At 55.1% G+C, this 23,153-nt stretch carries 22 protein-coding genes; 12 read left to right on the top strand and 10 right to left on the bottom strand.

The features are described 5' to 3' along the window. Positions 1-168 precede the first annotated feature (168 nt). From H7R58_RS18265 to rlmM, 4 genes are all read left to right on the top strand, one after another. A complete protein-coding gene (locus H7R58_RS18265) occupies positions 169-396 on the top strand; it encodes a YgdI/YgdR family lipoprotein (protein ID WP_106925988.1) in 228 nt (75 codons plus the stop codon). Between the two features lie 352 nt (positions 397-748). Next, a complete protein-coding gene (gene gcvA / locus H7R58_RS18260) occupies positions 749-1,666 on the top strand; it encodes a glycine cleavage system transcriptional regulator GcvA (protein WP_106925990.1) in 918 nt (305 codons plus the stop codon). A 22-nt stretch (positions 1,667-1,688) separates the two neighbouring features. After that, a complete protein-coding gene (locus H7R58_RS18255) occupies positions 1,689-2,084 on the top strand; it encodes a DUF423 domain-containing protein (RefSeq protein WP_049850475.1) in 396 nt (131 codons plus the stop codon). Then, on the top strand, positions 2,077-3,177 hold the full coding sequence (rlmM, locus tag H7R58_RS18250) for a 23S rRNA (cytidine(2498)-2'-O)-methyltransferase RlmM (protein ID WP_106925992.1): 1,101 nt from the start codon (positions 2,077-2,079) through the stop codon (positions 3,175-3,177). The genes H7R58_RS18255 and rlmM overlap by 8 nt, the downstream gene beginning before the upstream one ends. A gap of 63 nt (positions 3,178-3,240) precedes the next feature. Here the strand turns inward: rlmM and fucR are convergent, their stop codons facing one another. The 5 genes from fucR to fucP all read right to left on the bottom strand — a co-directional run bounded on the left by fucR (position 3,241) and on the right by fucP (position 9,100). Continuing rightward, entirely contained in the window at positions 3,241-3,981 is a 741-nt protein-coding gene (gene fucR, locus H7R58_RS18245) for an L-fucose operon activator (protein WP_106925994.1), read from the bottom strand. Between the two features lie 58 nt (positions 3,982-4,039). Next, positions 4,040-4,462, bottom strand: a complete 423-nt coding sequence (gene fucU, locus H7R58_RS18240; RefSeq protein ID WP_106925996.1) for an L-fucose mutarotase — start codon at positions 4,460-4,462, stop codon at positions 4,040-4,042. Position 4,463: 1 nt separating this feature from the next. Beyond that, positions 4,464-5,882: an L-fuculokinase gene (gene fucK / locus H7R58_RS18235; RefSeq protein WP_106925998.1), complete on the bottom strand. Its 1,419-nt coding sequence runs from the start codon at positions 5,880-5,882 to the stop codon at positions 4,464-4,466. Between the two features lie 100 nt (positions 5,883-5,982). Beyond that, positions 5,983-7,758 (bottom strand): L-fucose isomerase, encoded by a 1,776-nt coding sequence (gene fucI, locus H7R58_RS18230; protein WP_182930102.1) that lies wholly within the window; start codon positions 7,756-7,758, stop codon positions 5,983-5,985. A 31-nt stretch (positions 7,759-7,789) separates the two neighbouring features. Further along, positions 7,790-9,100, bottom strand: a complete 1,311-nt coding sequence (gene fucP, locus H7R58_RS18225) for an L-fucose:H+ symporter permease (protein ID WP_182930103.1) — start codon at positions 9,098-9,100, stop codon at positions 7,790-7,792. A 239-nt stretch (positions 9,101-9,339) separates the two neighbouring features. Between fucP and H7R58_RS18220 the strand changes: the two genes are divergently transcribed. From H7R58_RS18220 to fucO, 3 genes are all read left to right on the top strand, one after another. Further along, a protein-coding gene (locus H7R58_RS18220) for an IS1 family transposase (protein WP_223335778.1) occupies positions 9,340-10,037 on the top strand; the annotation gives its coding sequence in 2 pieces (ribosomal slippage) (positions 9,340-9,589 and positions 9,589-10,037; 699 coding nt in all). 386 nt (positions 10,038-10,423) lie between these two features. Continuing rightward, positions 10,424-11,071 carry an L-fuculose-phosphate aldolase gene (gene fucA / locus H7R58_RS18215; protein ID WP_106926004.1) on the top strand — a complete coding sequence of 216 codons (648 nt, stop codon included), beginning with the start codon at positions 10,424-10,426 and terminating at the stop codon, positions 11,069-11,071. 27 nt (positions 11,072-11,098) lie between these two features. Next, positions 11,099-12,247, top strand: coding sequence for a lactaldehyde reductase (gene fucO / locus H7R58_RS18210; RefSeq protein WP_182930104.1), 1,149 nt, complete (start codon positions 11,099-11,101; stop codon positions 12,245-12,247). 91 nt (positions 12,248-12,338) lie between these two features. On the opposite strand, the gene xni is transcribed toward fucO, so the two are convergent. The 5 genes from xni to queF form a co-directional block, all read right to left on the bottom strand. Next, positions 12,339-13,094, bottom strand: a complete 756-nt coding sequence (xni, locus tag H7R58_RS18205; protein WP_106926008.1) for a flap endonuclease Xni — start codon at positions 13,092-13,094, stop codon at positions 12,339-12,341. A gap of 118 nt (positions 13,095-13,212) precedes the next feature. Further along, positions 13,213-14,580 (bottom strand): L-serine ammonia-lyase, encoded by a 1,368-nt coding sequence (locus H7R58_RS18200; protein WP_106926010.1) that lies wholly within the window; start codon positions 14,578-14,580, stop codon positions 13,213-13,215. Between the two features lie 53 nt (positions 14,581-14,633). Further along, positions 14,634-15,923 carry an HAAAP family serine/threonine permease gene (locus tag H7R58_RS18195; protein ID WP_106926012.1) on the bottom strand — a complete coding sequence of 430 codons (1,290 nt, stop codon included), beginning with the start codon at positions 15,921-15,923 and terminating at the stop codon, positions 14,634-14,636. A gap of 501 nt (positions 15,924-16,424) precedes the next feature. Next, entirely contained in the window at positions 16,425-17,789 is a 1,365-nt protein-coding gene (ppnN, locus tag H7R58_RS18190) for a nucleotide 5'-monophosphate nucleosidase PpnN (RefSeq protein ID WP_106926014.1), read from the bottom strand. Positions 17,790-17,906: 117 nt separating this feature from the next. Continuing rightward, a complete protein-coding gene (queF, locus tag H7R58_RS18185) occupies positions 17,907-18,752 on the bottom strand; it encodes an NADPH-dependent 7-cyano-7-deazaguanine reductase QueF (protein WP_182930105.1) in 846 nt (281 codons plus the stop codon). Positions 18,753-18,821: 69 nt separating this feature from the next. Between queF and syd the strand changes: the two genes are divergently transcribed. The 5 genes from syd to gudD all read left to right on the top strand — a co-directional run bounded on the left by syd (position 18,822) and on the right by gudD (position 23,150). Continuing rightward, a complete protein-coding gene (syd, locus tag H7R58_RS18180; protein ID WP_106926019.1) occupies positions 18,822-19,367 on the top strand; it encodes a SecY-interacting protein in 546 nt (181 codons plus the stop codon). A gap of 634 nt (positions 19,368-20,001) precedes the next feature. Beyond that, positions 20,002-20,331 (top strand): YqcC family protein, encoded by a 330-nt coding sequence (locus H7R58_RS18175; protein ID WP_182934456.1) that lies wholly within the window; start codon positions 20,002-20,004, stop codon positions 20,329-20,331. Continuing rightward, entirely contained in the window at positions 20,331-21,113 is a 783-nt protein-coding gene (truC, locus tag H7R58_RS18170) for a tRNA pseudouridine(65) synthase TruC (RefSeq protein ID WP_106926023.1), read from the top strand. Before H7R58_RS18175 ends, truC begins: the two co-directional genes overlap by 1 nt. 15 nt (positions 21,114-21,128) lie before the next feature. Then, positions 21,129-21,572: a flavodoxin gene (locus H7R58_RS18165; RefSeq protein WP_106926025.1), complete on the top strand. Its 444-nt coding sequence runs from the start codon at positions 21,129-21,131 to the stop codon at positions 21,570-21,572. 237 nt (positions 21,573-21,809) lie between these two features. Continuing rightward, positions 21,810-23,150 carry a glucarate dehydratase gene (gudD, locus tag H7R58_RS18160; RefSeq protein WP_182934455.1) on the top strand — a complete coding sequence of 447 codons (1,341 nt, stop codon included), beginning with the start codon at positions 21,810-21,812 and terminating at the stop codon, positions 23,148-23,150. The last annotated feature ends 3 nt before the right edge of the window (positions 23,151-23,153 follow it).

The following is a 23,153-nucleotide window of genomic DNA, read 5'->3' as shown; positions in this document are numbered from 1 at the left end:
GATCGTCGCGCAAAATGCGCGTTGATACAAGGCTTGTGCTCATCGTCGGAATTATCCGGAACTGCATACGCAGCCGCGTCAGTGTCTTATGCTGTTTAGTGTTGGGGAAAAATTAATCCCTGTTGTTAATCTAATATTGAATAGCATAAGTCGCTGTAAGGAGAAAAAATGAAAAAGACTGCCGCCATTATCTCTGCCTGTATGCTGACTTTCGCGCTGAGCGCCTGCGCTGGGCCGAACTACGTGATACACACCAATGATGGTCGAAGCATCGTGTCTGAAGGGAAACCGCAGACGGATAATGATACCGGTTTGATTTCGTATAAAGATGCGAACGGTGTGAAACAGCAGATTAATCACAGCGAAGTGAAAGAGATGGTCGCACTGGAGAAATAAGGGGCGATCGTCCGGGCAAAAAAAAGCACCGCAATCAGGCGGTGCTACATTAATCACTATGGACAGACAGGGTAAATGTACAGGAAGTGAAAAAGGGTAGCTTTGCTACCGTGATCTGAATTGCAGACCAATTGCAAACACAACAACACAACATCACAACCGTAAGCCAAAAGCCCTTCAGAACACGCATTCCGAAAAAAGCTTCTCGTTCCGGCTCAGGAAGTGCCGCCATGATAGGTATTTGCTGGTAGAAGCTCAACGGACAAATTATAATGGCTCAGATAAAAAAAACTAATAGGTTAACTGTTGTTTCCTATTTGTTAAATTCAATTAACAATTGGGTTCTGGGACCATGTCAAAGCGTTTGCCACCTCTTAATGCATTACGTGTATTTGATGCAGCCGCGCGTCATTTAAGCTTCACCCGCGCGGCCGATGAGCTTTTTGTGACGCAGGCCGCAGTAAGCCACCAAATCAAGTCTCTCGAGGATTTTCTGGGGCTGAAACTGTTTCGCCGCCGCAATCGCTCACTGCTGTTGACCGAAGAGGGGCAGAGCTATTTTCAGGATATCAAAGAGATCTTTTCGCAATTAACAGAGGCAACGCGTAAACTACAGGCACGAAGCGCTAAAGGGGCGTTAACCGTAAGTTTATTGCCCAGTTTCGCCATTCAATGGCTGGTGCCGCGCCTCTCAAGCTTTAACTCAGCTTATCCGGGAATCGACGTCAGAATCCAGGCGGTAGACCGTCAGGAAGACAAGCTGGCGGACGATGTCGACGTGGCAATTTTTTACGGTCGCGGCAACTGGCCGGGGCTGCGGGTAGAAAAACTGTACGCTGAGTATCTGCTCCCGGTTTGTTCCCCTTTGCTGCTCACCGGCGAAAAGGCGTTAAAAACGCCTGCCGACCTGGCCAAGCACACGCTGCTGCACGACGCCTCCCGCCGCGACTGGCAAACGTATACGCGTCAGCTGGGGCTCACCCATATTAACGTACAACAGGGACCGATCTTCAGCCACAGCGCCATGGTGCTTCAGGCTGCTATCCACGGACAGGGGATTGCGCTGGCCAATAACGTCATGGCGCAGTCAGAGATAGAGGCAGGCCGTCTGGTGTGCCCGTTTAATGATGTTCTGGTCAGTAAGAACGCTTTTTATCTGGTTTGTCATGACAGTCAGGCAGAACTGGGTAAAATAGCGGCCTTTCGTCAGTGGATTCTGGCGAAAGCGGCCCATGAGCAAGAAACTTTTCGTTTCCGTTACGAACAATAAATGAATTTAGGGTAAGACCATCATGACCAGCCGTTTTATGCTGATTTTTGCCGCCATCAGCGGCTTCATCTTTGTGGCACTGGGCGCGTTTGGCGCACATGTGCTGAGTAAATCACTCGGCGTTGTTGAAATGGGGTGGATCCAGACCGGTCTGGAATACCAGGCGTTTCACACGCTGGCCATCTTTGGTCTGGCGGTTGCCATGCAGCGTCGGATCAGTATCTGGTTCTACTGGAGCAGCGTGTTCCTGGCGCTGGGAACCGTGCTGTTCAGCGGCAGCCTGTACTGCCTTGCGCTCTCGCATTTACGCCTGTGGGCGTTTGTTACCCCGGTCGGCGGCGTCAGCTTCCTTGCCGGCTGGGTTTTGATGTTAATTGGTGCTATTCGACTTAAGCGTAAGGGTGTTGTTCATGAATAAGGTTGTGCTGTATTGCCGCCCTGGGTTTGAGAAAGAGTGTGCTGCGGAAATTACCGATAAAGCCGGTCGCCGCGAGGTATATGGCTTTGCGCGCGTCAAAGATAACTCCGGCTATGTGATTTTCGAATGTTATCAGGAAGGGGACGCCGATAAGCTGGCGCGAGAGCTGCCGTTTAGCTCGCTGGTGTTTGCCCGCCAGATGATTGTGGTTGGCGAACTGCTGAAAGATTTACCTGCCGAAGACCGCGTAACGCCGGTTGTCGGCATGCTGCAAGGCGTGGTGGAGAAAGGTGGCGATCTGCGCGTGGAAGTGGCAGACACCAACGAAAGCAAAGAGCTGATGAAGTTCTGCCGTAAATTCACCGTGCCGCTGCGTGCTGCGCTACGCGAAGCTAACGTGCTGGCGCCGTACGAAACCACTAAGCGTCCGGTGGTGCACGTGTTCTTTATCGCGCCGGGCTGCTGCTATACCGGGTACTCCTATAGCAATAATAACTCGCCGTTCTACATGGGCATTCCACGCCTGAAGTTCCCGGCCGATGCGCCAAGCCGCTCAACCCTGAAGCTGGAAGAGGCGTTCCACGTCTTTATCCCGGCCGATGAGTGGGATGAACGTCTGGCAAACGGCATGTACGCGGTCGATCTGGGCGCCTGCCCTGGCGGTTGGACCTATCAACTGGTGAAGCGCAACATGTGGGTCTCCTCCGTGGATAACGGCCCGATGGCGCAAAGCCTGATGGACACCGGCCAGGTGACCTGGCTGCGTGAAGATGGCTTCCGCTACCGCCCGACGCGCAACAACATCTCGTGGATGGTGTGCGACATGGTAGAGAAGCCGGCGAAAGTCGCCGCGCTGATGGCTGAATGGCTGGTCAACGGCTGGTGCCGCGAGACCATCTTCAACCTGAAGCTGCCGATGAAAAAGCGCTATGAGGAGCTGTCGCAGAACCTGGCGCACATCCAGGCCAAACTGGACGAACACGGCATTAATGCGCAGATTCAGGCGCGACAGCTGTACCATGACCGTGAAGAAGTGACCGTCCACGTGCGCCGCCTGTGGGCTGCGGTTGGCGGGCGTCGCGACGAACGTTAATAAGGTAGGCCGGATAAGGCGAAGCCGCCATCCGGCAATAACAAGCGCAGCGATACCGTGAAGTTATGGCGAATTGCCTGATGGCGCTGCGCTTATCAGGCCTACTTCGTCAGACACAATATGCGTCACGTCATCCAGATGCCCAATCCGCGCTTCCCCCGAGCGATTAAATTTACTCTTATCAATCAACAGTAAAGACTGTGACGCGCGCTTGAGCAGCGTGGACTTAAAGTCGGCGTTGATGGCGTTGGAATCCCACAGCGCGCCGTGGCCGTCTATCCCTTCGCAGGAAAAGATAAACAGGTCGATTTCCAATGGCTTTAATTGTGAAATAAGCGAAGGGTTAACGTAGCAGCCGTACTTACGCTCAAGCTTACCGCCGGAGCTAATAAGCTGAATCTGTTCGCGCTTGCCCAGCTCCAGACAAATCGGCTGGCTGTTGGTAAAGACCTGAATATCAATATCGGGAAGCTGCCGCGCCAGATACCAACAGGTGGAGCTGGCGTCCAGTGCGATCACCATGCCTGCCTCGATCCAGCTGAGCGCCTCTCTGGCAATATCGGCTTTGTGCGCGAAGTGGCTTTTCAGGCGCATATGGAAAGGATCGCCGCTGTCCTGGTTTTCCCGGTGGAGGTATTTGGCGCGACCGTGATTGCGCAGCACTTTGCCCTGCGCCTGGAGCTCGCTGAGATCGCGGCGAATAGTCTCTTTGCTGACGTTAAGCTGAGCGGATAACGCTTCCGTCGTCAGGCTTTGATGCTGAATTAACAGATCTACTATCGCTTGCTGGCGTGCCGCTTTCATCTTTTCTCACCCCATCATTCGATACGCGCCCGCATTGGGCGGGCGCACCGGCAAGAGATTACGGCGTTACTCCTTTTTTTAAAAGAATATTCCCGTACTTAGCGCGCTCACCTGTGATAACGATCGCAAAGGCTTTTTGCGCACGTTCATAAAACGCATAGCGGTCAATACGGCTGATCTCCGGGCAAGGGGACGGGCAGGATAGCGCCTCGCGATAGCGAGTCTCGACGGCGGGATCGAGCGCATCCCCCTCGACCGCTGCCATCATCACCAGCGGCGGCGCGTAACTGTCGAGTTCGAACAGCGGAATAATAGCCTGCAGCAGGTCGCTGACCTTCAGCCCATCGGCACGAATAACCTGTGGCCCCATGCTGTGGGCGGGGAAATGAGCATCAGAAAAAATAATTTCATCGCCGTGGCCCATTTCAGCCAGCACTTTCAGCAGTTCGGGCGAGATTAAAGGGGAAATCGTTTTTAGCATCTCACACTCCGTCAATAAGTTCGGGTTCAGTTTGCGGATAGAAGTAGCGGTATTGATAGTGCACCTGCGCTCGTGCCTGCTCGGGGCTGGTAAATTCGCCGACGCCGAACCAGCCGAACATTGCAGCGCCCGCCACCGTGGTTTCTGCGTCGTCGAGCACCTTGATAGGGATGTCGAGCATATTGGCTTTGATCTGGTTCCACAGCGCATTGCGGCTGCCACCGCCGACCAGCAGCAGTTCAGTGGCGTTGAAATGACCAATTTTTTCCAGCGTCCGAAGGTTCAGGGCCAGCTGTTCGGTTAGCCCCTCAAGTGCTGCGCGGTAAAAATGGCCGCGCGTGGTGTTGAGGGTGACACCCTGCCAGCCTGCGTTCTGGCAGGCGAGGAGGTCGCAGTGCATTTTTACCCCTTCTGCTCCCGCGGGAACGAGGCGAGCGGCCTCAATCAGCGTTTGCCACGGCGTCTCTTCCGTCCACAGCAGTTTGCGTACCCACTCCAGTACGCCCGACGCCAGCCACTGCATCCCGGGGTTATACAGCCCTGGCAGGCTATCGAGCTCGCAGGTTGAGCCGGCGTAGTGGCTCAGCAGCGGCGTATCAACCCTGGCGCTACGCACCATCAGGATCTCCCACGTACCGGACGAGAGGACCGGTTCATCCTGGCCGGCACCCGCACCAAAGAGGGCAAACTGGGTGTCGTGGCCGGCAGAGATAACCGGAATACCGGCGGGAAGACCGAGCAAGTTTGCGGCATCGGATTGCAGCGTGCCAATGTACTCTCCCGCTTCAACCAGCCGTGGGAACAGACGACGCGGCAGGCCGGTGGCCTGGAGAATGTCTGCACTGAAATCTCGCTGGTGGATATCCAGCATCTGGCTGGTACCCGCCATGGTGATATCGGTGGTGAACTCGCCCGTCAGGCGATGATTTATCAACGATGAAATAAACAGCCAGGCGTGCGCCTGTTCAAGAAGCTGCGGATGATTCTCTTTTATCCACACCATTTTATAGAGCGTGTTGAACGCAAACGCGCCGACGCCTGAGATGGCCTGAAGCCGCTGCTCGGGTATTAAACGGCTGATATTTTCCATGACGGCTGCGGTTCGTGGGCATTTCCAACTGATAACCGGGTAGAGCAGCTTACCGTGTTCATCAACCAGCGCACCGTCCACGCCGAAGGTCGTCACCGTCACTCCCCGAATCTGGCAGGATGAGAGCTCAGCCGTCAGCTTTCGGCTGCAGTCCGCAAAGCGTTGCAAAATAGCCTCAAGCGACCACTGGTGCCAGGCGCTATTCTCGACGGCGATCTCGCTGGCGTTTGCGGTGGCGGCACGGGCGACAATTTTCCCCTGCCGGTTGACGGCAATCACCCGGACGTTGGTAGCACCGCAGTCGAGGACCAGGATAACGTCTTGTTTCATATATAACTCCATAAACGTCGCCGGATGGCGCTGCGCTTATCCGGCCTACGGCTCACACACCCGCAGGCCCGGTAAGCTTGCGCCACCGGGCAAAGCCGCATTAACGTTTATACAGCGGGCCGTAGTTCTGGCAGGCACGATAATCCTGGCCTTCGCTGTCCATGCCGTGCGCGGCCCAGGAGGAAGGGCGATAGATAGCCGACTCTTCCACGTTATGCATACAGACCGGAATACGCAGCATGGATGCAAGGGTAATAAAGTCGGCACCGACGTGACCGATGGTGAGTACGCCGTGGTTTGCGCCCCAGTTAGCCATCACGGAATAGACATCGGTAAATGGCCCCTTGCCGGTTAACCGTGGGGCAAACCAGGTGGTTGGCCAGGTGGAGTTGGTGCGTGCATCAAGCTGGTCGTGCATCTCTTTTGGCAGCTCGACGCTCCAGCCTTCGGCGATTTGCAGTACCGGGCCAAGGCCTTTAATGATATTCACGCGGGTCATGGTAAACGGTACGCCGCCTTCGGTCAGGAAACGGGAAGAGAATCCGCCGCCACGGAAATATTCGTGGATCGCCGGGCACCACTCGGTGGCGGCCAGGCAAGCATCGGCCTCCTGTTGGCTGATTTCCCAGTGTGGCTTCATCGTCGGTTTTCCGTCGCTGCCGCGCTGTTTACACGAACCGTCCAGCGCCGCAGAGCCGGAGTTAATCAGGTGGATGATACCGTGTTCGGCCAGCCCGCTAAGCGCTTGCCCGGTCACGCGTTCTACGGCCTCAGGGGACCAGTAGGTACGGACGTCGGCGAACACCTGAGCGGTGCCGGTTAGCTGATGCCCCATCAGCATCGCAACGCCGTTCAGGCTGTCGTTTTCGGTGGCGACAACAAAGGGTTCACGCACCCCGTTCCAGTCAAAGGAACTGTTGAGCAGCGCTTCGGCGGTATCGCCGTTCGGGTATTGATCGGTCCAGTGGCGCTGCCCCTGGAAGCCCGCCGCAATGGCGTTATAGCCGAGCGACTCCTCGACCAGCCCTTTTTCAGCCAGCTTTTCATTACCCTGCATCATGTCGCGGATGCACATGGCCATCAGCAGACTTTCTTTAAGCACCGCGCGGCTTTGCTCTTCGTTGCGCTTGTACTGTTGGGCATTCTGATCTTCGCCATAGCGGAAGTTTTTATCCGCCCAGGCCAGCGCCATTTCCAGCTCGGTTTCATCATAAATTTTCTGATCAATGCGACGACGCAGTTCGGTCATGTCGACCGCCTGGACTTTCATCCCCAGCCAGGACTCGAAGAAGTTATGGTCGACGATGGAACCCGCAATCCCCATCGATACGCCACCGACGGAGAGGTAGCTTTTGCCTTTCAGGGTGGCCACCGCTAAGCCCGCGCGGGTAAAGCGCAGCAGCTTTTCTTCGACATCCGCAGGAATGGACGTATCGTCGGCGTCCTGCACGTCGTGGCCGTAAATGGAGAAGGCGGGAATGCCTTTCTGGCTGTGTGCGGCCAGCGCCGCGGCGAGATAAACGGCCCCCGGGCGTTCGGTGCCGTTAAAGCCCCAGATGGCCTTCGGACGCATCGGGTCCATATCGATGGTTTCACTGCCGTAGCACCAGCACGGCGTGACGGTAATGGTGACGCCCACGTTCTGGCTGCTGAATTTTTCTTCGCAGGCGGCTGATTCAGCCATTCCGGCAATGCAGCTGTCGGCAATCACGCATTCAATTTGCGCGCCGCAGGCGTGGCGGAGTTTTTCCGTCAGCAGCGCGGCGGTGGCGCGGGCCATATTCATGGTTTGTTCTTCCAGCGACTCGCGCACTCCCATGCGACGACCATCAATCACTGGGCGGATACCAATTTTCGGTAAGCTGATTTTTTTCATGACAGATTCCTCACGTTATTCGGAAAGATGCTCAGCGCGTTGCCATTTGTGAACGGAAACGAGCGAAGATAAAGATGACGGCAAAGCACACCGCTGGAACCAGCTCTGCTGTCGGAATATTGCCTGCGGCATCGCTGACGAAGCCCATGACCGGGGTGACGATACCGCCGCCAATAATGGTCATGACGATGAATGACGAGCCGTATTTTGTGTCCTGGCCCAGATTCTTGATCCCGAGAGAGAAGATGGTTGGGTACTGAATGGACATGAATGCGCTACACAGCGTCAGCGCCAGCAGGCCAATATGACCGCCGCTGAATGCGGATATCAGGCACAGCACCATCGCCAGCAGAGCATAGGCTGCCAGGACTTTGTGCGGCGCGATGCGGCTGATAAGCCAGGTGCCGGTAAAGCGGCCGATAAAGAAGCACACCATGGTGCCGGTCAGGTAGTTGGCGGCGAAACCGGGCGTCATACCGGGGATTTCTTCAATAGCGTAACGAATCAAATAGCTCCAGCAGGCGGTTTGCGCCCCGACGTAGCAGAACTGCGCCAACACCGCCCAGCGCCAGTGGCGAATGCGTACCAGACGGGAAAGGGAGGCCGAGAATGAACTCTGCGTGGTATCGGTATGATCGTCACTCTGCAGGGCCGGAAATTTTGTCAACATGATCAGCAGGGCGACCAGTAACACAATGGCCACGATGATCATGTAAGGCGTTTGTACGGATAACACCAGGCTGTGTTTGTAGGTGCTCAACTGCTCGGGCGACATTTTATCGAGCACATCCTGAGATTGATGTGGCACGTTAGACAAAATAAGACTTTGCCCAAACACAACGGCAATAATGGCACCGAAAGAGTTAAATGTTTGCGCCAGGTTAAGGCGAAAATGACCGCCGCTTTCCGGGCCTAATACCGTAACAAATGGATTGGCCGCAGTTTCAAGACAACCTAATCCAGCGGCAATAATAAACAGGCCGATCAGGAATAAGGTATAGTTCATGATTTCAGCAGCAGGCCAGAATAAAGCGGCACCGAAAGCATATAAGAACAATCCGGTAATAATACCTGCTTTATAACTCAGTTTTTTCATCAGTATCCCTGCCGGGATTGGAATGACGAAATAGCCAAAATAGAACGCGGATTGGATTAGCCCCGCTTGAAAATTGGTTAGGGTAAAGGCTTGCTGAAACTGGGGTAATAAAATGTCATTCAGATTGTTAGCGACAGCCCAAAGAAAAAAGAGTGAGCAAAGCAGAGCGAATGGAATAATGTAGCGCTGAGTTTGTCCGGCATCAGTCGCACGAAAACTCTGCGTTTGTATTGTTGTGTTTCCCATAACATCCTCATTGGTTCAGAAGCGTCAGAGTGTGGTCGTTCTTGCTTATCAGACCGTAAAAACTGAAGAGTTCTTTTTGCTCGCCGGTATAAAACGGTTGCCAGGAGTGAACTCATGAATTCATTTTCGAGTAAAAAAGGTTGTTTAATATGATGATGGTCACATTTAATGATAATGCACTGTCGGTGATGCTGCCAACTTACTGATTTAGTGTATGATGGTGTTTTTGAGGTGCTCCAGTGGCTTCTGTTTCTATCAGCTGTCCCTCCTGTTCAGCTACTGACGGGGTGGTGCGTAACGGCAAAAGCACCGCCGGACATCAGCGCTATCTCTGCTCTCACTGCCGTAAAACATGGCAACTGCAGTTCACTTACACCGCTTCTCAACCCGGTACGCACCAGAAAATCATTGATATGGCCATGAATGGCGTTGGATGCCGGGCAACCGCCCGCATTATGGGCGTTGGCCTCAACACGATTTTCCGCCATTTAAAAAACTCAGGCCGCAGTCGGTAACCTCGCGCATACAGCCGGGCAGTGACGTCATCGTCTGCGCGGAAATGGACGAACAGTGGGGATACGTCGGGGCTAAATCGCGCCAGCGCTGGCTGTTTTACGCGTATGACAGGCTCCGGAAGACGGTTGTGGCGCACGTATTCGGTGAACGCACTCTGGCCACACTGGAGCGTCTTCTGAGCCTGCTGTCGGCCTTTGAGGTCGTGGTATGGATGACGGATGGCTGGCCGCTGTATGAATCCCGCCTGAAGGGAAAGCTGCACGTTATCAGCAAGCGTTACACTCAGCGCATTGAGCGACATAACCTGAATCTGAGACAACATCTGGCAAGGCTGGGACGGAAGTCACTGTCGTTCTCAAAATCGGTGGAGCTGCATGACAAGGTCATCGGGCATTATCTGAACATAAAACACTATCATTAAGTTGGAGTCATTACCTGCACTGTCTTTATGTGATAGTTGTCACTTTAATTTGTTAAAAGTAATGCCCGTTTGAGAAAATAAATCTTAAAAACCACAGGGCGGATGACCGATTTATTTTATTACGCAAAAAACGGGCATTTATTGCCTTCGGGAAAAATAAAATGCCCGTTTTGATAAATATTATTAATTGCGGTCATTTCACATGGCTGATGTTATGTCAATAATGGCTGGTTTTAACGGTGTTAATTGATGGGGGTCACAAAATAAAGCCATGAAAATTCCATTGGTGCTTTTCAATATGATGATGGTGAACAAATTCACGGTTAGTGCAACAGAATAAATATGATTGTTCTGTTGGTGGTTTGAATCATCAAGAGAGGTAATAAATGGAACGAAATAAACTGGCACGGCAGATTATTGATACCTGCCTGGAAATGACTCGCCTGGGGTTGAATCAGGGTACGGCTGGCAACGTTAGCGTCCGCTATCAGGGCGGTATGCTGATTACGCCAACGGGAATTCCCTATGAAAAATTGACCGAGTCGCACATTGTTTACATTGATGCCAACGGTCAGCATGAACAGGGAAAACTGCCCTCCAGCGAATGGCGTTTTCATATGGCCGCCTATCAGACGCGCCCGGATGCCCATGCGGTGGTCCATAACCATGCGGTGCACTGTACCGCCGTTTCTATCCTCAACCGTCCTATCCCGGCCATCCATTACATGATTGCGGCTGCCGGGGGGAATTCTATTCCCTGTGCGCCGTATGCCACGTTTGGCACGCGTGAACTGTCCGAGTATGTGGCCGTTGCGCTTAAAAATCGCAAAGCGACGCTATTGCAGCATCATGGCCTGATCGCCTGCGAAGAGAATCTGGAAAAAGCGCTGTGGCTGGCCCATGAGGTTGAGGTTCTGGCTCAGCTTTACCTCAGCACGCTGGCTATTACCGATCCGGTGCCGGTGCTGGATGATGAAGCCATCGCCATTGTGCTGGAAAAATTCAAAACCTATGGCTTGCGTATTGAAGAGTGATCGTGGCGCGCGAACAGGAGAAGGGCAATGGCAAACAGAATGATTTTGAACGAAACGGCCTGGTTTGGTCGTGGCGCGGTAGCGGCGTTAACCGATGAGGTGGCGCGTCGCGGCTATCATAAGGCATTGATTGTCACTGACAAAACGCTGGTGGAATGCGGCGTGGTGGCAAATGTGACGGGCAAAATGACGGCAGCGGGGCTGGCGTGGGAAATATACGATGGCGTGATCCCTAACCCGACGATCCGCGTCGTAAAGGAGGGGCTGAAGGCCTTTGAACAGAGTGGGGCTGATTATCTGGTTGCGATTGGCGGGGGCTCACCTCAGGACACCTGTAAAGCCATCGGTATCATCAGCAATAACCCGGAGTTTGCGGATGTTCGCAGCCTTGAAGGATTGTCACCAACGCGTCAGCCCAGCGTTCCGGTGATGGCCATTCCAACGACGGCAGGCACGGCGGCGGAAGTGACCATTAACTACGTCATCACCGATGAGGAGAAACGGCGGAAATTTGTCTGTGTCGATCCGCACGATATTCCGCAGGTTGCGTTTATTGATGCCGATATGATGGACGGCATGCCGCCAGCGCTGAAGGCAGCAACCGGCGTTGATGCGTTGACGCATGCCATTGAGGGGTATATCACCCGCGGCGCGTGGGCGTTAACCGATGCACTGCATATTAAAGCCATCGAGATGATTGCGGGCGCGCTACGGGGCTCTGTTGCCGGTGAACGCAGCGCCGGGGAAACGATGGCGCTGGGGCAGTACGTAGCCGGAATGGGGTTTTCCAACGTGGGTCTGGGGCTGGTTCACGGGATGGCTCATCCGCTGGGGGCTTTCTACAACACGCCGCACGGTGTGGCCAATGCTATTTTGCTCCCCCATGTCATGCGCTATAACGCCGAGCATACCGGCGAGAAGTTTCGTGATATTGCGCGAGCGATGGGGGAGAAGGTTGAATCGCTGAACCTGGCGCAGGCGCGTAATGCTGCCGTTGATGCGGTATTTGCGCTTAACCGCGATGTTGGGATCCCGCTGTATTTACGCGATGTTGGGGTGCGTAAAGAGGATATTCCGGCGCTGGCGCAAGCCGCCTTTGACGATGTCTGTACGGGAGGGAACCCCCGCGAGGCGAGTATTGCGGATATCGTCGGGTTGTATCAGGCGGCATGGTGATTCTGCCGGATGATGCTGCGCTTATCCGGCCTACATGCTACACCATCCTGTAGGCCGGATAAGGCGTTCACGCCGTCATCCGGCAACGCCACTAACGCGCCAGCCGCAGCTGCTGCAAATTGCCATCAATGTGCAAATCCGTGTGTAGCCGCGCGATATCGCGGCATAAAAACGCCATTTCCTGGTGCTCTACCAACTTCTTACGCCACTTCTCTGGCACTTCATCGAGATGCGCATACAGCGCCTCCAGGGTAGGGAACTGCGTCAACAGCTGCGTGGCGCTTTTCGGACCAATACCGGCGACGCCCGGGACTTTCGAACTGCTAATACCGGCTAATCCCCAATAGTCCGGTAGCTGCTGCGGCTGGACGCCAAACTCCTTTTCGATAAACGGGACATCCAGCCAGCGCTTCTGGAAATAATCGCGGATGCGCAGCGTCGGGGAGAGCAGCTGACAGTAGCCTTTATCGGTCGACACGATAGTGGCCTGATGCCCTGAACCGGCGACCTTAACCGCCAGCGTTGCCGCTAAATCGTCGGCTTCGTTGCCGCTCGACTCCCAGCAGCGCACGCCGCGCAGCTCAAAGGCGGCACGCAGGGCGGGCATCTCGGCGTGGAGATCTTCCGGCATTGGCGGGCGCCCGGCTTTGTAATCCGGCAGGCGCTGGTGCCGCCAGCCGCTGCTGCGGGCCTCATCGTCAAATACCGCCACCGCATGAGTGGGCTGGCTGTGCGCAATCAGCTGGTCCAGCGCGTGCTGACAGGTCGTGACGCAGGGCGAACCCTGAACGGCATGAATACGGCGAATTAAGTTGAGTGCGTCAACGATAAGCAAATGGACGGCCACGGGCGTTCTCCCTAACAGACAGGGCGCTAAGGGTAACATTCAAGGGCAGGAGAGGCTATTGGTGGGGGGTAAAACGGGAAGAGGCCTCGCAAAACGAGGCCTCTGTGGCGAACAAACGTTAGTCGCAGGCAACCACTTTCATTGCCAGGCCACCGCGAGAAGTTTCACGGTATTTCGCGTTCATGTCTTTGCCGGTTTCGTACATGGTCTCGATCACTTTATCGAGGCACACGCGCGGCTCGCTGGTACGGCGCAGAGCCATACGCGCGGCGTTGACCGCTTTCACCGATGCAATGGCGTTACGCTCAATGCACGGCACCTGTACCTGACCGGCTACCGGGTCACAGGTCAGGCCAAGGTTGTGTTCCATGCCGATTTCCGCAGCAATGCACACCTGGGCCGGGCTGGCACCCAGAAGTTCGGCCAGACCCGCGGCCGCCATGGAGCAGGCGACGCCGACTTCGCCCTGGCAGCCGACTTCGGCACCAGAGATGGACGCATTCATCTTGTAAAGTGAACCAATGGCGCTGGCAACCAGCATATAGCGTGCCAGCGAGTTAGCATTCACTTCGCGGATAAACTTGTCGTAGTAGGCCAGAACCGCCGGGACAATCCCGCAGGCGCCGTTAGTTGGTGCGGTGACCACGCGGCCACCGGCAGCGTTCTCTTCGTTGACCGCCAGCGCGAACATGTTAATCCAGTCAACCACCGCCATCGGGTCGCTGCTGATTTTATCCTGGCTGACCAGCATGCGGCGCAGCGCGGCGGCGCGGCGCGGAACGCGCAGTTTACCCGGCAGAACGCCTTCGGTGGTGGTGCCGTGCTCGATGCCGCCCTTCATCACTGCCCAGACGTCGGCGAAGTGCTTTTCCAGCTCTTCTTTGCTGTGCAGCGCGAGTTCGTTCTGCATCATCAGGCCGGACAGCGACAGGCCGGTTTCGCTGCAGTGACGCTGCAGGTCGGCGGCGCTGCTGTACGGGTATGGCACCGCGACCGGCGCTTCGGACTGCTGGCCAAAGTGTTCTTCGTCGACGATAAAACCGCCGCCGATGGAGTAGTAGGTTTTGCTGTACACGGCTTTGTCGCCCGCCAGTGCGGTAATGCGCATGCCGTTTTCGTGCAGAGAGAGATTGTCCGCATGGAAGTTCATGCACTGGTCAACCGGGAACTCCACTTCGTGTTGGCCGTTAGCCAGCATCAGTCGGCCGTGAGTATTCACGTCCTGAATAAACGCCGGAATGGCGTCGATATCAACCGTATCCGGCAGATTTCCTGCCAGACCCATAATAATGGCGATATCCGTATGGTGACCTTTACCGGTCAGAGAAAGTGAACCGTAAACATCGACGACCACGCGAGTGATATCAGTCAGGATCCCACGCGCAATCAAGTCGTCCGTGAATTGTTTGCCTGCTTTCATTGGCCCGACGGTGTGCGAGCTGGAAGGACCAATGCCGATTTTGAAAATATCGAATACGCTAATCATGAGGCGTCCATTGTGTATCGAGGTGCGCCGCCCCGAGAGGCGGCGCAGGGGGATTAACTAAACAGAGAGTAGGAAATGGCGGAGATAGCAATCAGACCCATCAGGACAACGAAGACGTTGCTGATGTGACCGCTATATTTACGCATTGCCGGTACTTTCTGAATCGCATACATCGGCATCAGGAACAGAATCATCGCGATGATTGGGCCGCCCAGGGTTTCAATCATACCCAGGATGCTCGGGTTCAGGGTTGCCACAATCCAGGTGGTGACCAGCATGAACAGCGCAGTGATTTTGTTCAGCTTGTTGATTTCGATGGATTTGCCTTTGCTACGCAGAGACTTGATAACCATCCCGTTGAAACCTTCACGAGCGCCCAGATAGTGGCCCAGGAAAGATTTGGTGATAGCGATAATCGCGATGATCGGCGCCATCCAGGCGATAACCGGTGCGTTAAAGTGGTTCGCCAGGTAAGACAGAATGGAGATGTTCTGCTCTTTTGCCGCCGCCAGGTCCGCCGGGGACAGGCTCAGTACGCAGCTGAAGACGAAGAACATTACGGTCAGCACCATCATGATGTGGGCACGTGCCAGGATAGAGGAGCATTTTTTCTCTGCGCCCTGGCCGTACTCTTCACGCTTCGCGACCGCGAAGGAGGAGATGATCGGTGAGTGGTTAAAGGAGAACACCATGACCGGAATTGCCAGCCACAGGGTCATCCACAGACCGTTACCGGTTGAAGCTGCGCTGCTAAAGGACAGCGTTTCCAGCGCCGCACCGCTCCACTGAGGAATCAGGTACAGAGCCAGCACCATCAGTGCCGCAACGAACGGGAACACCAGGATGCTCATCGCTTTAACGATCATCTGCTCACCGAAGCGAACGATAGTCATCATACCGACGATCAGAATCAGCGACAGGATAGCGCGCGGCGGCGGCGTCATGTGCAGCTGGTGAGCCAGGAAGCTCTCAACGGTGTTGGTGATAGCCACGCTGTAAACCAGCAGGATAGGGTAGATGGCGAAGAAGTAGAGCAGGGTAATCAGTTTACCTGCGCCGACACCGAAGTGTTCTTCAACCACTTCCGTAATGTCTTCACCCGGATTTTTACCGGAGAGCACGAAGCGGGTCAGGCCGCGGTGTGCGAAGAAGGTCATTGGGAAGGCGAGGATTGCCATGATGATCAGCGGAATCATACCGCCTACGCCGGCGTTGATTGGCAGGAACAGTACGCCTGCACCGATTGCGGTGCCGTAAAGACCCAGCATCCACATTGTATCTGTTTTGCGCCATCCGCTAGCAGATTCTGCTGTGACGATAGTGCTGGTTTGAGTGTTTTCCATCTGTATCTCCTGGAGGAAGGAAAAATGCTAATTTTTTAGTCAAATAAAGTGAAAAAAAAGATAAAAGTAATATTAAATTTTATAAGTGTCGGTGTTTTTGTGATTTTTACCCAACGCCGTTTTGACGAGCGCAAATGTACATTTAACTGGTGAATGTATCAGTGATCATGATCTCAAATGTAATAATCCACTTTTAGTGCGGGATATGGCAGGTAATTTTCCTGTGATAACTCTTTAAGCGGATATTTATGGGCGCGAAGGCTAGCATTGGCAGTATGTGTGGTAAATGGGGAGAGGGGTAAATACGATGTTTTTGCTGATAAAAATGATGAAAATGGCGTTTTTTAGCGCCCAATCATAATTATTGCTAATAAAATGCGGTTGGCATTTGCACGCAAACGATTGGCATGAGAGCTGTAACACAGTTTTAGCGATGTTTTAGCGAAAAAAAAACCGGCGGAAAATCCGCCGGTGAGAAGTGAAATGCGCTGTGGCTGACGGTCAGGCGCAGATTTCGTAGCAAGGAATATAGGCAGAGCCGGGAAGCTTCATACGGTGCTGCGCCACAAAACCCTGTAGCAGTTCGTCCATACGGCGCATCATTTCTTTATCGCCATGAATTTTGTACGGCCCGAACTCTTCAATTGCCCGAATGCCCACCTCCTTCACGTTTCCGGCAACGATGCCAGAGAAGGCGCGGCGCAGGTCGGCGGCCAGCACTTCCACCGGCTGGTCCGGATAGAGCTTGAGGTTAGCCATATTCTCGTGCGACGGCTCAAACGGCATCTGTAGATCGGGCGCAATGCGCATTGACCAGTTGAAGCTGTAGGCATCGCCGGTGTCGCGGCGGTTTTCTTTGACCAGCGGCATCGCTTTTTTCATCTGACGCGCCACTTCGACTTCATCGTCGATGATGATCTTATAGTGGCGACGCGCGCCTTCACCCAGCGTGTGCACGACGAACTCGTCGAGCACGCGGAAGTAGTCAGCGCTCTCTTTCGGGCCGGTCAGGATCAGCGGCAGCACCTGGTCTTTGTTTGCCGGGTTCATCAGAATACCCAGCAGATACAGCAGCTCTTCCGCCGTTCCCACGCCGCCCGGGAAGATAATGATGCCGTGGGCGATACGGACAAACGCCTCAAGGCGTTTTTCGATATCGGGCATGATGATCAGCTCGTTAACCAGCGGGTTAGGCGGCTCGGCGGCAATGATGGACGGTTCGGTCATACCGATAAAGCGGCCTTCTTTGTAGCGCTGCTGCGCATGGCCGACCGCGGCGCCTTTCATCGGCGCTTCCATTGCGCCTGGCCCACAGCCGGTGCAGATGTTCAGCTCGCGCAGGCCAAGCTGGTTACCTACGCGGCGCGCGTACAGGTACTCGTTTTCATTGATAGAGTGGCCGCCCCAGCACACCACCATGCTTGGCGCTTCGCCGACGTGCAGCGCACGCGCGTTACGCAGGATGGAGAACACCAGGTTGGTAATATGGGTTGAGCTTTCCAGATCCAGATTCGGGAAACGCACGGTGTTATGGATCTGCCCGTAGACGAACAGAATATCGCGCAGCACCGCAAACAGGTTGGCCTGCAGTGAGCGGATAATACGCCCGTCAACGAACGCCTCTTCCGGCGGATTAATAAGCTCCAGCTTCACGCCGCGTTCGCGGCGCAGTACGTTGATGTCAAAGCTTTCGAAGCGGGACAGCAGTTCTTTACTGTTATCGGTCAGGCTGCCTGAGTTCAGTACGGCCAATGAGCAGTTGCGAAACAATTGATACAGGTCGGTGCTGGCCGTGCGTTTAAGCATGTCGACTTCCAGCTGCGACAACATATCCATTGCGCCAAGCGGGCTAATATGTGTAATCAAGTGAACTCCTTAACGGGACGAAAATCGTCTTCCTTAGTGATTACAATAGCCTTGCTGGCGCGGGAACGACAACCTTAGATGCGGAACAATGTGCAACACATTGAGACATTGTTCACGTTACTGACGTACCAGGCGGCCAATAGCCGGCACGAATTCCGCATTTGAGCGCCATGGGTTGATATCCAGCCCGCCGCGACGGGTGTAGCGGGCATAAACGCTCAGGCTTTCCGGCGCGCAGAAGCGGAGAATATCGTTGAAGATACGCTCGACGCACTGCTCGTGGAATTCATTATGGTGACGGAAAGAGACCAGATAGCGCAGCAGCTTTTCGCGGTCGATTTTGGGGCCACGATACTGAATTTGCACCGAGCCCCAGTCTGGCTGATGGGTAATCAGACAGTTTGATTTCAGCAGATGGCTGACCAGCGTTTCTTCCACCACCTTTTCACCGGCGGCGCCGTCGAGGTAGTCGGCGTTAAACTGGTAGCTATCAATCTCAATATCCTGATCGTCAATGCAGCTGCCGTGGAAATGGGCGATAGGCTGACCTTCGATTTCGTCGAGGCGGTACAGGGCTACGGTGACTTTACCCTGCGCGCAGGCGCTCAGATCGCGCTCCAGCGTTTCCTGCACGTCCTGCCAGCAGGCAAAACGCGTTTGGTTAAAGCTGTTCAAATAGAGTTTAAAGCTTTTCGATTCGACCAGATTCTCCGTCTCATGGCTGAGCTCAACGTGGCCGACGGCCACCTGCGGCAAGCCTTTGGCATTGAGCCAGGAGAGTTCGTACAACGTCCAGATGTCCGCGCCATGAAACGGCAGGGAATCGCCATGCAGCCCCAGCGGATCGCGGTTCAGGCTACGCGGGACGCCCTGCAGCAGGGTGGCGTCGTAGGTATCACGGTAATCTGTGGTTTTACCGAGCGTCAGGCCGGCAAGCGCCTGATGGTTATCATAAGAAGACATGTTTCACCGTTATAAAGCAGGTACACTATGGTTTTAAGTGTACCCTGGCTAACCTGAAGAGAGAAATTCGTGGATCAGCAGACCGCAGACGCATTACACGCATTTACCCAACGCTATTGCGATGCCTGGCAGCGCACCTATGGCAGCCTGCCGCGCAGCGAAGAGCTGTACGGTATTCCCTCACCGTGTCAGGTGTCTACCACCGGCGAGGCGGTGTACTGGCAGCCGCAGGCGTTTGACGGCGAGCAGAATGTAAATGGCGTTGAACGGGCTATGGATATTGTGGTACAACAACCCATTCACACATATTATACCACTCAGTATGCGGGTGATATGCAAGCGCTTTTCATGGGGGAACCCCTGATGCTGCTGCAGGTGTGGAGCCCCGAAGACTTTCGGCGCGTGCAGGAAAACCTGATTGGTCACCTGGTCACGCAAAAGCGCCTGAAGCTTTCGCCGACGCTATTTATTGCCACGCTGGACAGCGAGCTCGACGTGATTTCCGTCTGCAACGTGACCGGTGAAGTGGTTAAAGAGACGCTCGGAACGCGCAATCGCCTGCCTCTTGCCTCCTCTCTTGCGAGCTTTCTGACTCAACTTGAGCCAATTCTGTAGGAAAATGTCCCCATCCCTTTGTGAGAGATCTCTTACACGCTCTGTGAGAGATCGCCAGAATATCAGTAAGACACTTATCCCATCATTTTAGTAATTCGTTTTTATTTCAACATGTTATTAGTTTCGTCAGGCAATTTTTACGTCTGTAAGCCTTAAGGATTTGCCTGTAAGACGCTTGTAAGACGAAGGGAAATAGCGGATTCTATCTACGTCGACAGGGAGTCGCACAATGAAGTGAACATCAGGATGATGACGCTTCATAGGACACACCGGGAAGGTGATTCAAGGAAAGGCTTCAGGAAGAAGCAAGAGGATAGCGCAGGAGCGCGTTAAAGGACACCTCCAGGACGGAGAATGAGAGCCAGACAGGATATCTGGTGGATCAGGAAGATCGGGACACACTCAAGGATTGGGTGAAATCACATCGGGGTGGTGTGATGCAGGAAGCAACCGTTTAAGGATGAACTGGTCAGGAGACCACAGGAAAAGTTGTCACGGATGAGCAGGGAGCACTAAAAGTAGCTGGATTGCTGCGAAACGAACCGGGAGCACTGTTTTTACAGTGCTCCCTTTTTTTTGTTTCCCACCAACTAGTGGTATCCTGCGCGCGATTTTGTTTCCTCAGAGGTTTTCCATGACACGCCACGATAGCCTTCGCGACCAACTCCTGCTTATTGAAACGCTGCTTCGCCAGCATCAGCACTGGCAGGATGATGCGCCGCACGAAAGCGCCTTTGCCAGCGACCAGCCGTTCTGCATGGATACCCTGGAGCCGCTTGAGTGGCTGCAATGGGTGTTGATTCCACGTATGCATCAGCTGCGGGACAGCGGAATGCCGCTGCCAAAAGATTTCGCCATCGCGCCTTACTACGAGATGGCGCTTGACGCCGCGCACCCGCTGCGCGCCATCATTCTGCCGCCGCTTGAACAGCTGGATGCCTTCTTTACGAGTGACCCTCACTGATGCTGGAAATTATCTACCAGGATGAATGGCTGGTGGCGGTCAATAAACCGTCCGGCTGGCTGGTGCACCGTAGCTGGCTCGATCGCGACGAGAAGGTGGTGGTGATGCAGACGGTACGCGACCAGATTGGCCAGCACGTCTTTACCGCCCATCGCCTCGATCGCCCAACCTCCGGCGTATTGCTGATGGGGCTCTCCAGCGAAGCCGGGCGTTTGCTGTCCCAGCAGTTTGAGCAGCACCAAATTCGCAAGCGCTATCACGCTATCGTGCGCGGCTGGCTGACCGATGAGGCGACGCTGGACTACCCGCTGGTAGAAGAGCTGGATAAAATCGCCGATAAGTTTGCCCGCGAGAATAAAGACCCGCAGCCTGCGGTGACGCACTATCGCGGTATGGCAACGGTGGAAATGCCGGTCGCGACCGGCCGCTACCCAACGACCCGCTATGGGCTGGTCGAGCTGGACCCGCAGACCGGCCGTAAGCATCAGCTACGCCGTCACCTGGCGCACCTGCGTCACCCGATCATTGGCGACAGCAAGCACGGCGATCTGCGCCAGAATCGCAGCGCCGCTGAACACTTCGGCTGTCACCGCCTGATGCTGCACGCCAGCCAGCTGTCGTTGACGCACCCGTTCACCGGCGAGCCGCTGACCCTTCGCGCCGGGCTGGACGAGGTCTGGATGCAGGCTTTATCACATTTCGGCTGGCGCGGGCTTCTCCCCGATAATGAAAGGGTTGAGTTTGTTGCCGACTGCGGTCAGGATGAAGCTATCCAGAAGTAAACAGGGAGTTAAATCATGGCTGAAGTAGGGATTTTTGTCGGCACCATGTACGGCAATTCGCTGTTGGTGGCGGAAGAAGCGCAGACGATTCTCGAAGGGCTGGGCCATCAGGCGGCGGTCTTTGAAGATCCGACGGTCGCGGATTGGGAAAGCTACACCGGGAAATATGCGCTGGTCGTCACGTCGACGACCGGCCAGGGCGATCTGCCTGACAGTATCGTGCCGTTGTTTAACGATCTCCAGGATATGTACCAGCCTCATTTGCGTTACGGCATTATCGCCCTCGGCGATAGCACCTATGCGAACTTCTGCGGCGGCGGCAAGCGATTCGACGCGCTGTTGCAGGAGCAGGGCGCGCAGCGCATTGGCGAGATGTTGATGATTGATGCCTCGGAAGACCCGGAGCCGGAAAGCGTCTCTAATCCGTGGGTCACGCAGTGGGCGGCGCTGTTGAAATAGCCCTTTCTCCTTTCCACACCGGTACGACGGCGTCGTACCGGTTGCTATTTGTTGATCGGCCACACTATTGAAGAAATTTCCCCTCTAATATTGTGCATATGCACGATGAGCTGTCGCTCGCCTGTTCCTATACTGCGTTTAGCATCATTTTGACGATCGCGAGATTTCTCGCTCCGACGCGTCGGGCCGGACGATGTCCTGCTTTCGGCCGTCATTTCAGTAGACAAGGATTTAACCATGACGATTCACTCTTCCACGCCCGTGGTAACGGCCATGCAGGTCATTCCGGTAGCCGGGCATGACAGCATGCTGATGAACCTGAGCGGCGCCCATGCGCCGTTCTTTACCCGCAATATTGTGATTATTCAGGATAACGCAGGGCATACGGGCGTGGGGGAAATTCCCGGCGGCGAGAAGATTCGCTCCACGCTGGAAGAGGCCGTGCCGCTGGTGGTCGGGAAGACGCTCGGGGAATACAAAAACGTCCTTAACCGCGTGCGCGCCGTTTTTGCTGACCGTGATGCCAGCGGTCGGGGCCTGCAAACCTTTGATTTACGCACCACGATCCACGTTGTGACCGCTATTGAAGCGGCCATGCTGGACCTCCTTGGGCAGCATCTGGGCGTGAACGTCGCGACGCTATTGGGCGACGGGCAGCAGCGTAGCGAAGTGCAGATGTTGGGCTACCTGTTCTTTATCGGCGATCGTAAGGCAACGCCGCTGCCGTACCAGAGCCAACCTGACGACGACTGCGCGTGGTACCGGCTGCGTCATGAGGAGGCGATGACTCCCGATGCGGTGGTGCGCCTGGCGGAAGCGGCCTATGAAAAATACGGTTTCAATGACTTCAAGCTGAAGGGTGGCGTAATGGCCGGGGAGGAAGAGGCCGAGTCTATCGTGGCGCTGGCCAAGCGTTTCCCGCAGGCGCGCGTGACGCTGGATCCGAACGGCGCGTGGTCGCTGGATGAAGCGATTCGGATCGGCAAATATCTGAAGGGGACGCTGGCGTATGCGGAAGATCCGTGCGGCGCTGAACAGGGTTTTTCCGGCCGTGAGGTGATGGCCGAGTTCCGTCGGGCAACCGGCCTGCCGACCGCCACCAATATGATTGCCACCGACTGGCGGCAGATGGGGCACACGCTGGCACTTCAGTCGGTCGATATCCCGCTGGCGGACCCGCACTTCTGGACGATGCAGGGCTCGGTGCGCGTGGCGCAGCTGTGCCATGAGTTTGGTCTTACCTGGGGTTCTCACTCAAACAACCACTTTGATATTTCTCTGGCGATGTTCACCCACGTGGCCGCCGCTGCGCCGGGAAACATTACCGCCATTGATACTCACTGGATCTGGCAAGAGGGCAACCAGCGTCTGACGAAACAGCCGCTGGTCATTGCGGGCGGCAAAGTGCAGGTGCCCGATAAGCCAGGGCTGGGCGTTGAGCTGGACATGGACCGGGTGATGCAGGCCAACGCGCTGTACCAAAAGCACGGCCTGGGGGCTCGCGACGATGCGATAGGCATGCAGTATCTGATCCCAAACTGGACGTTTGATAATAAACGTCCCTGCATGGTGCGCTAAGCT

This window comes from Klebsiella sp. WP4-W18-ESBL-05 (genome assembly GCF_014169075.1).
GTDB classification, from domain to species: domain Bacteria; phylum Pseudomonadota; class Gammaproteobacteria; order Enterobacterales; family Enterobacteriaceae; genus Kluyvera; species Kluyvera ascorbata_B.
The sequence above is the reverse complement of the archived record's forward strand: the minus strand, read 5'-3'. Positions and strand labels throughout refer to the sequence as shown.

Bases quoted from the DNA above. Each gene is read 5' to 3' on its own strand.
- H7R58_RS18265 (WP_106925988.1), top strand. From the start codon at position 169: ATGAAAAAGACTGCCGCCATTATCTCTGCCTGTATGCTGACTTTCGCG.
- gcvA (WP_106925990.1), top strand. From the start codon at position 749: ATGTCAAAGCGTTTGCCACCTCTTAATGCATTACGTGTATTTGATGCA.
- H7R58_RS18255 (WP_049850475.1), top strand. From the start codon at position 1,689: ATGACCAGCCGTTTTATGCTGATTTTTGCCGCCATCAGCGGCTTCATC.
- rlmM (WP_106925992.1), top strand. From the start codon at position 2,077: ATGAATAAGGTTGTGCTGTATTGCCGCCCTGGGTTTGAGAAAGAGTGT.
- fucR (WP_106925994.1), bottom strand. From the start codon at position 3,981: ATGAAAGCGGCACGCCAGCAAGCGATAGTAGATCTGTTAATTCAGCAT.
- fucU (WP_106925996.1), bottom strand. From the start codon at position 4,462: ATGCTAAAAACGATTTCCCCTTTAATCTCGCCCGAACTGCTGAAAGTG.
- fucK (WP_106925998.1), bottom strand. From the start codon at position 5,882: ATGAAACAAGACGTTATCCTGGTCCTCGACTGCGGTGCTACCAACGTC.
- fucI (WP_182930102.1), bottom strand. From the start codon at position 7,758: ATGAAAAAAATCAGCTTACCGAAAATTGGTATCCGCCCAGTGATTGAT.
- fucP (WP_182930103.1), bottom strand. From the start codon at position 9,100: ATGGGAAACACAACAATACAAACGCAGAGTTTTCGTGCGACTGATGCC.
- fucA (WP_106926004.1), top strand. From the start codon at position 10,424: ATGGAACGAAATAAACTGGCACGGCAGATTATTGATACCTGCCTGGAA.
- fucO (WP_182930104.1), top strand. From the start codon at position 11,099: ATGGCAAACAGAATGATTTTGAACGAAACGGCCTGGTTTGGTCGTGGC.
- H7R58_RS18200 (WP_106926010.1), bottom strand. From the start codon at position 14,580: ATGATTAGCGTATTCGATATTTTCAAAATCGGCATTGGTCCTTCCAGC.
- H7R58_RS18195 (WP_106926012.1), bottom strand. From the start codon at position 15,923: ATGGAAAACACTCAAACCAGCACTATCGTCACAGCAGAATCTGCTAGC.
- queF (WP_182930105.1), bottom strand. From the start codon at position 18,752: ATGTCTTCTTATGATAACCATCAGGCGCTTGCCGGCCTGACGCTCGGT.
- H7R58_RS18175 (WP_182934456.1), top strand. From the start codon at position 20,002: ATGACACGCCACGATAGCCTTCGCGACCAACTCCTGCTTATTGAAACG.
- truC (WP_106926023.1), top strand. From the start codon at position 20,331: ATGCTGGAAATTATCTACCAGGATGAATGGCTGGTGGCGGTCAATAAA.
- H7R58_RS18165 (WP_106926025.1), top strand. From the start codon at position 21,129: ATGGCTGAAGTAGGGATTTTTGTCGGCACCATGTACGGCAATTCGCTG.
- gudD (WP_182934455.1), top strand. From the start codon at position 21,810: ATGACGATTCACTCTTCCACGCCCGTGGTAACGGCCATGCAGGTCATT.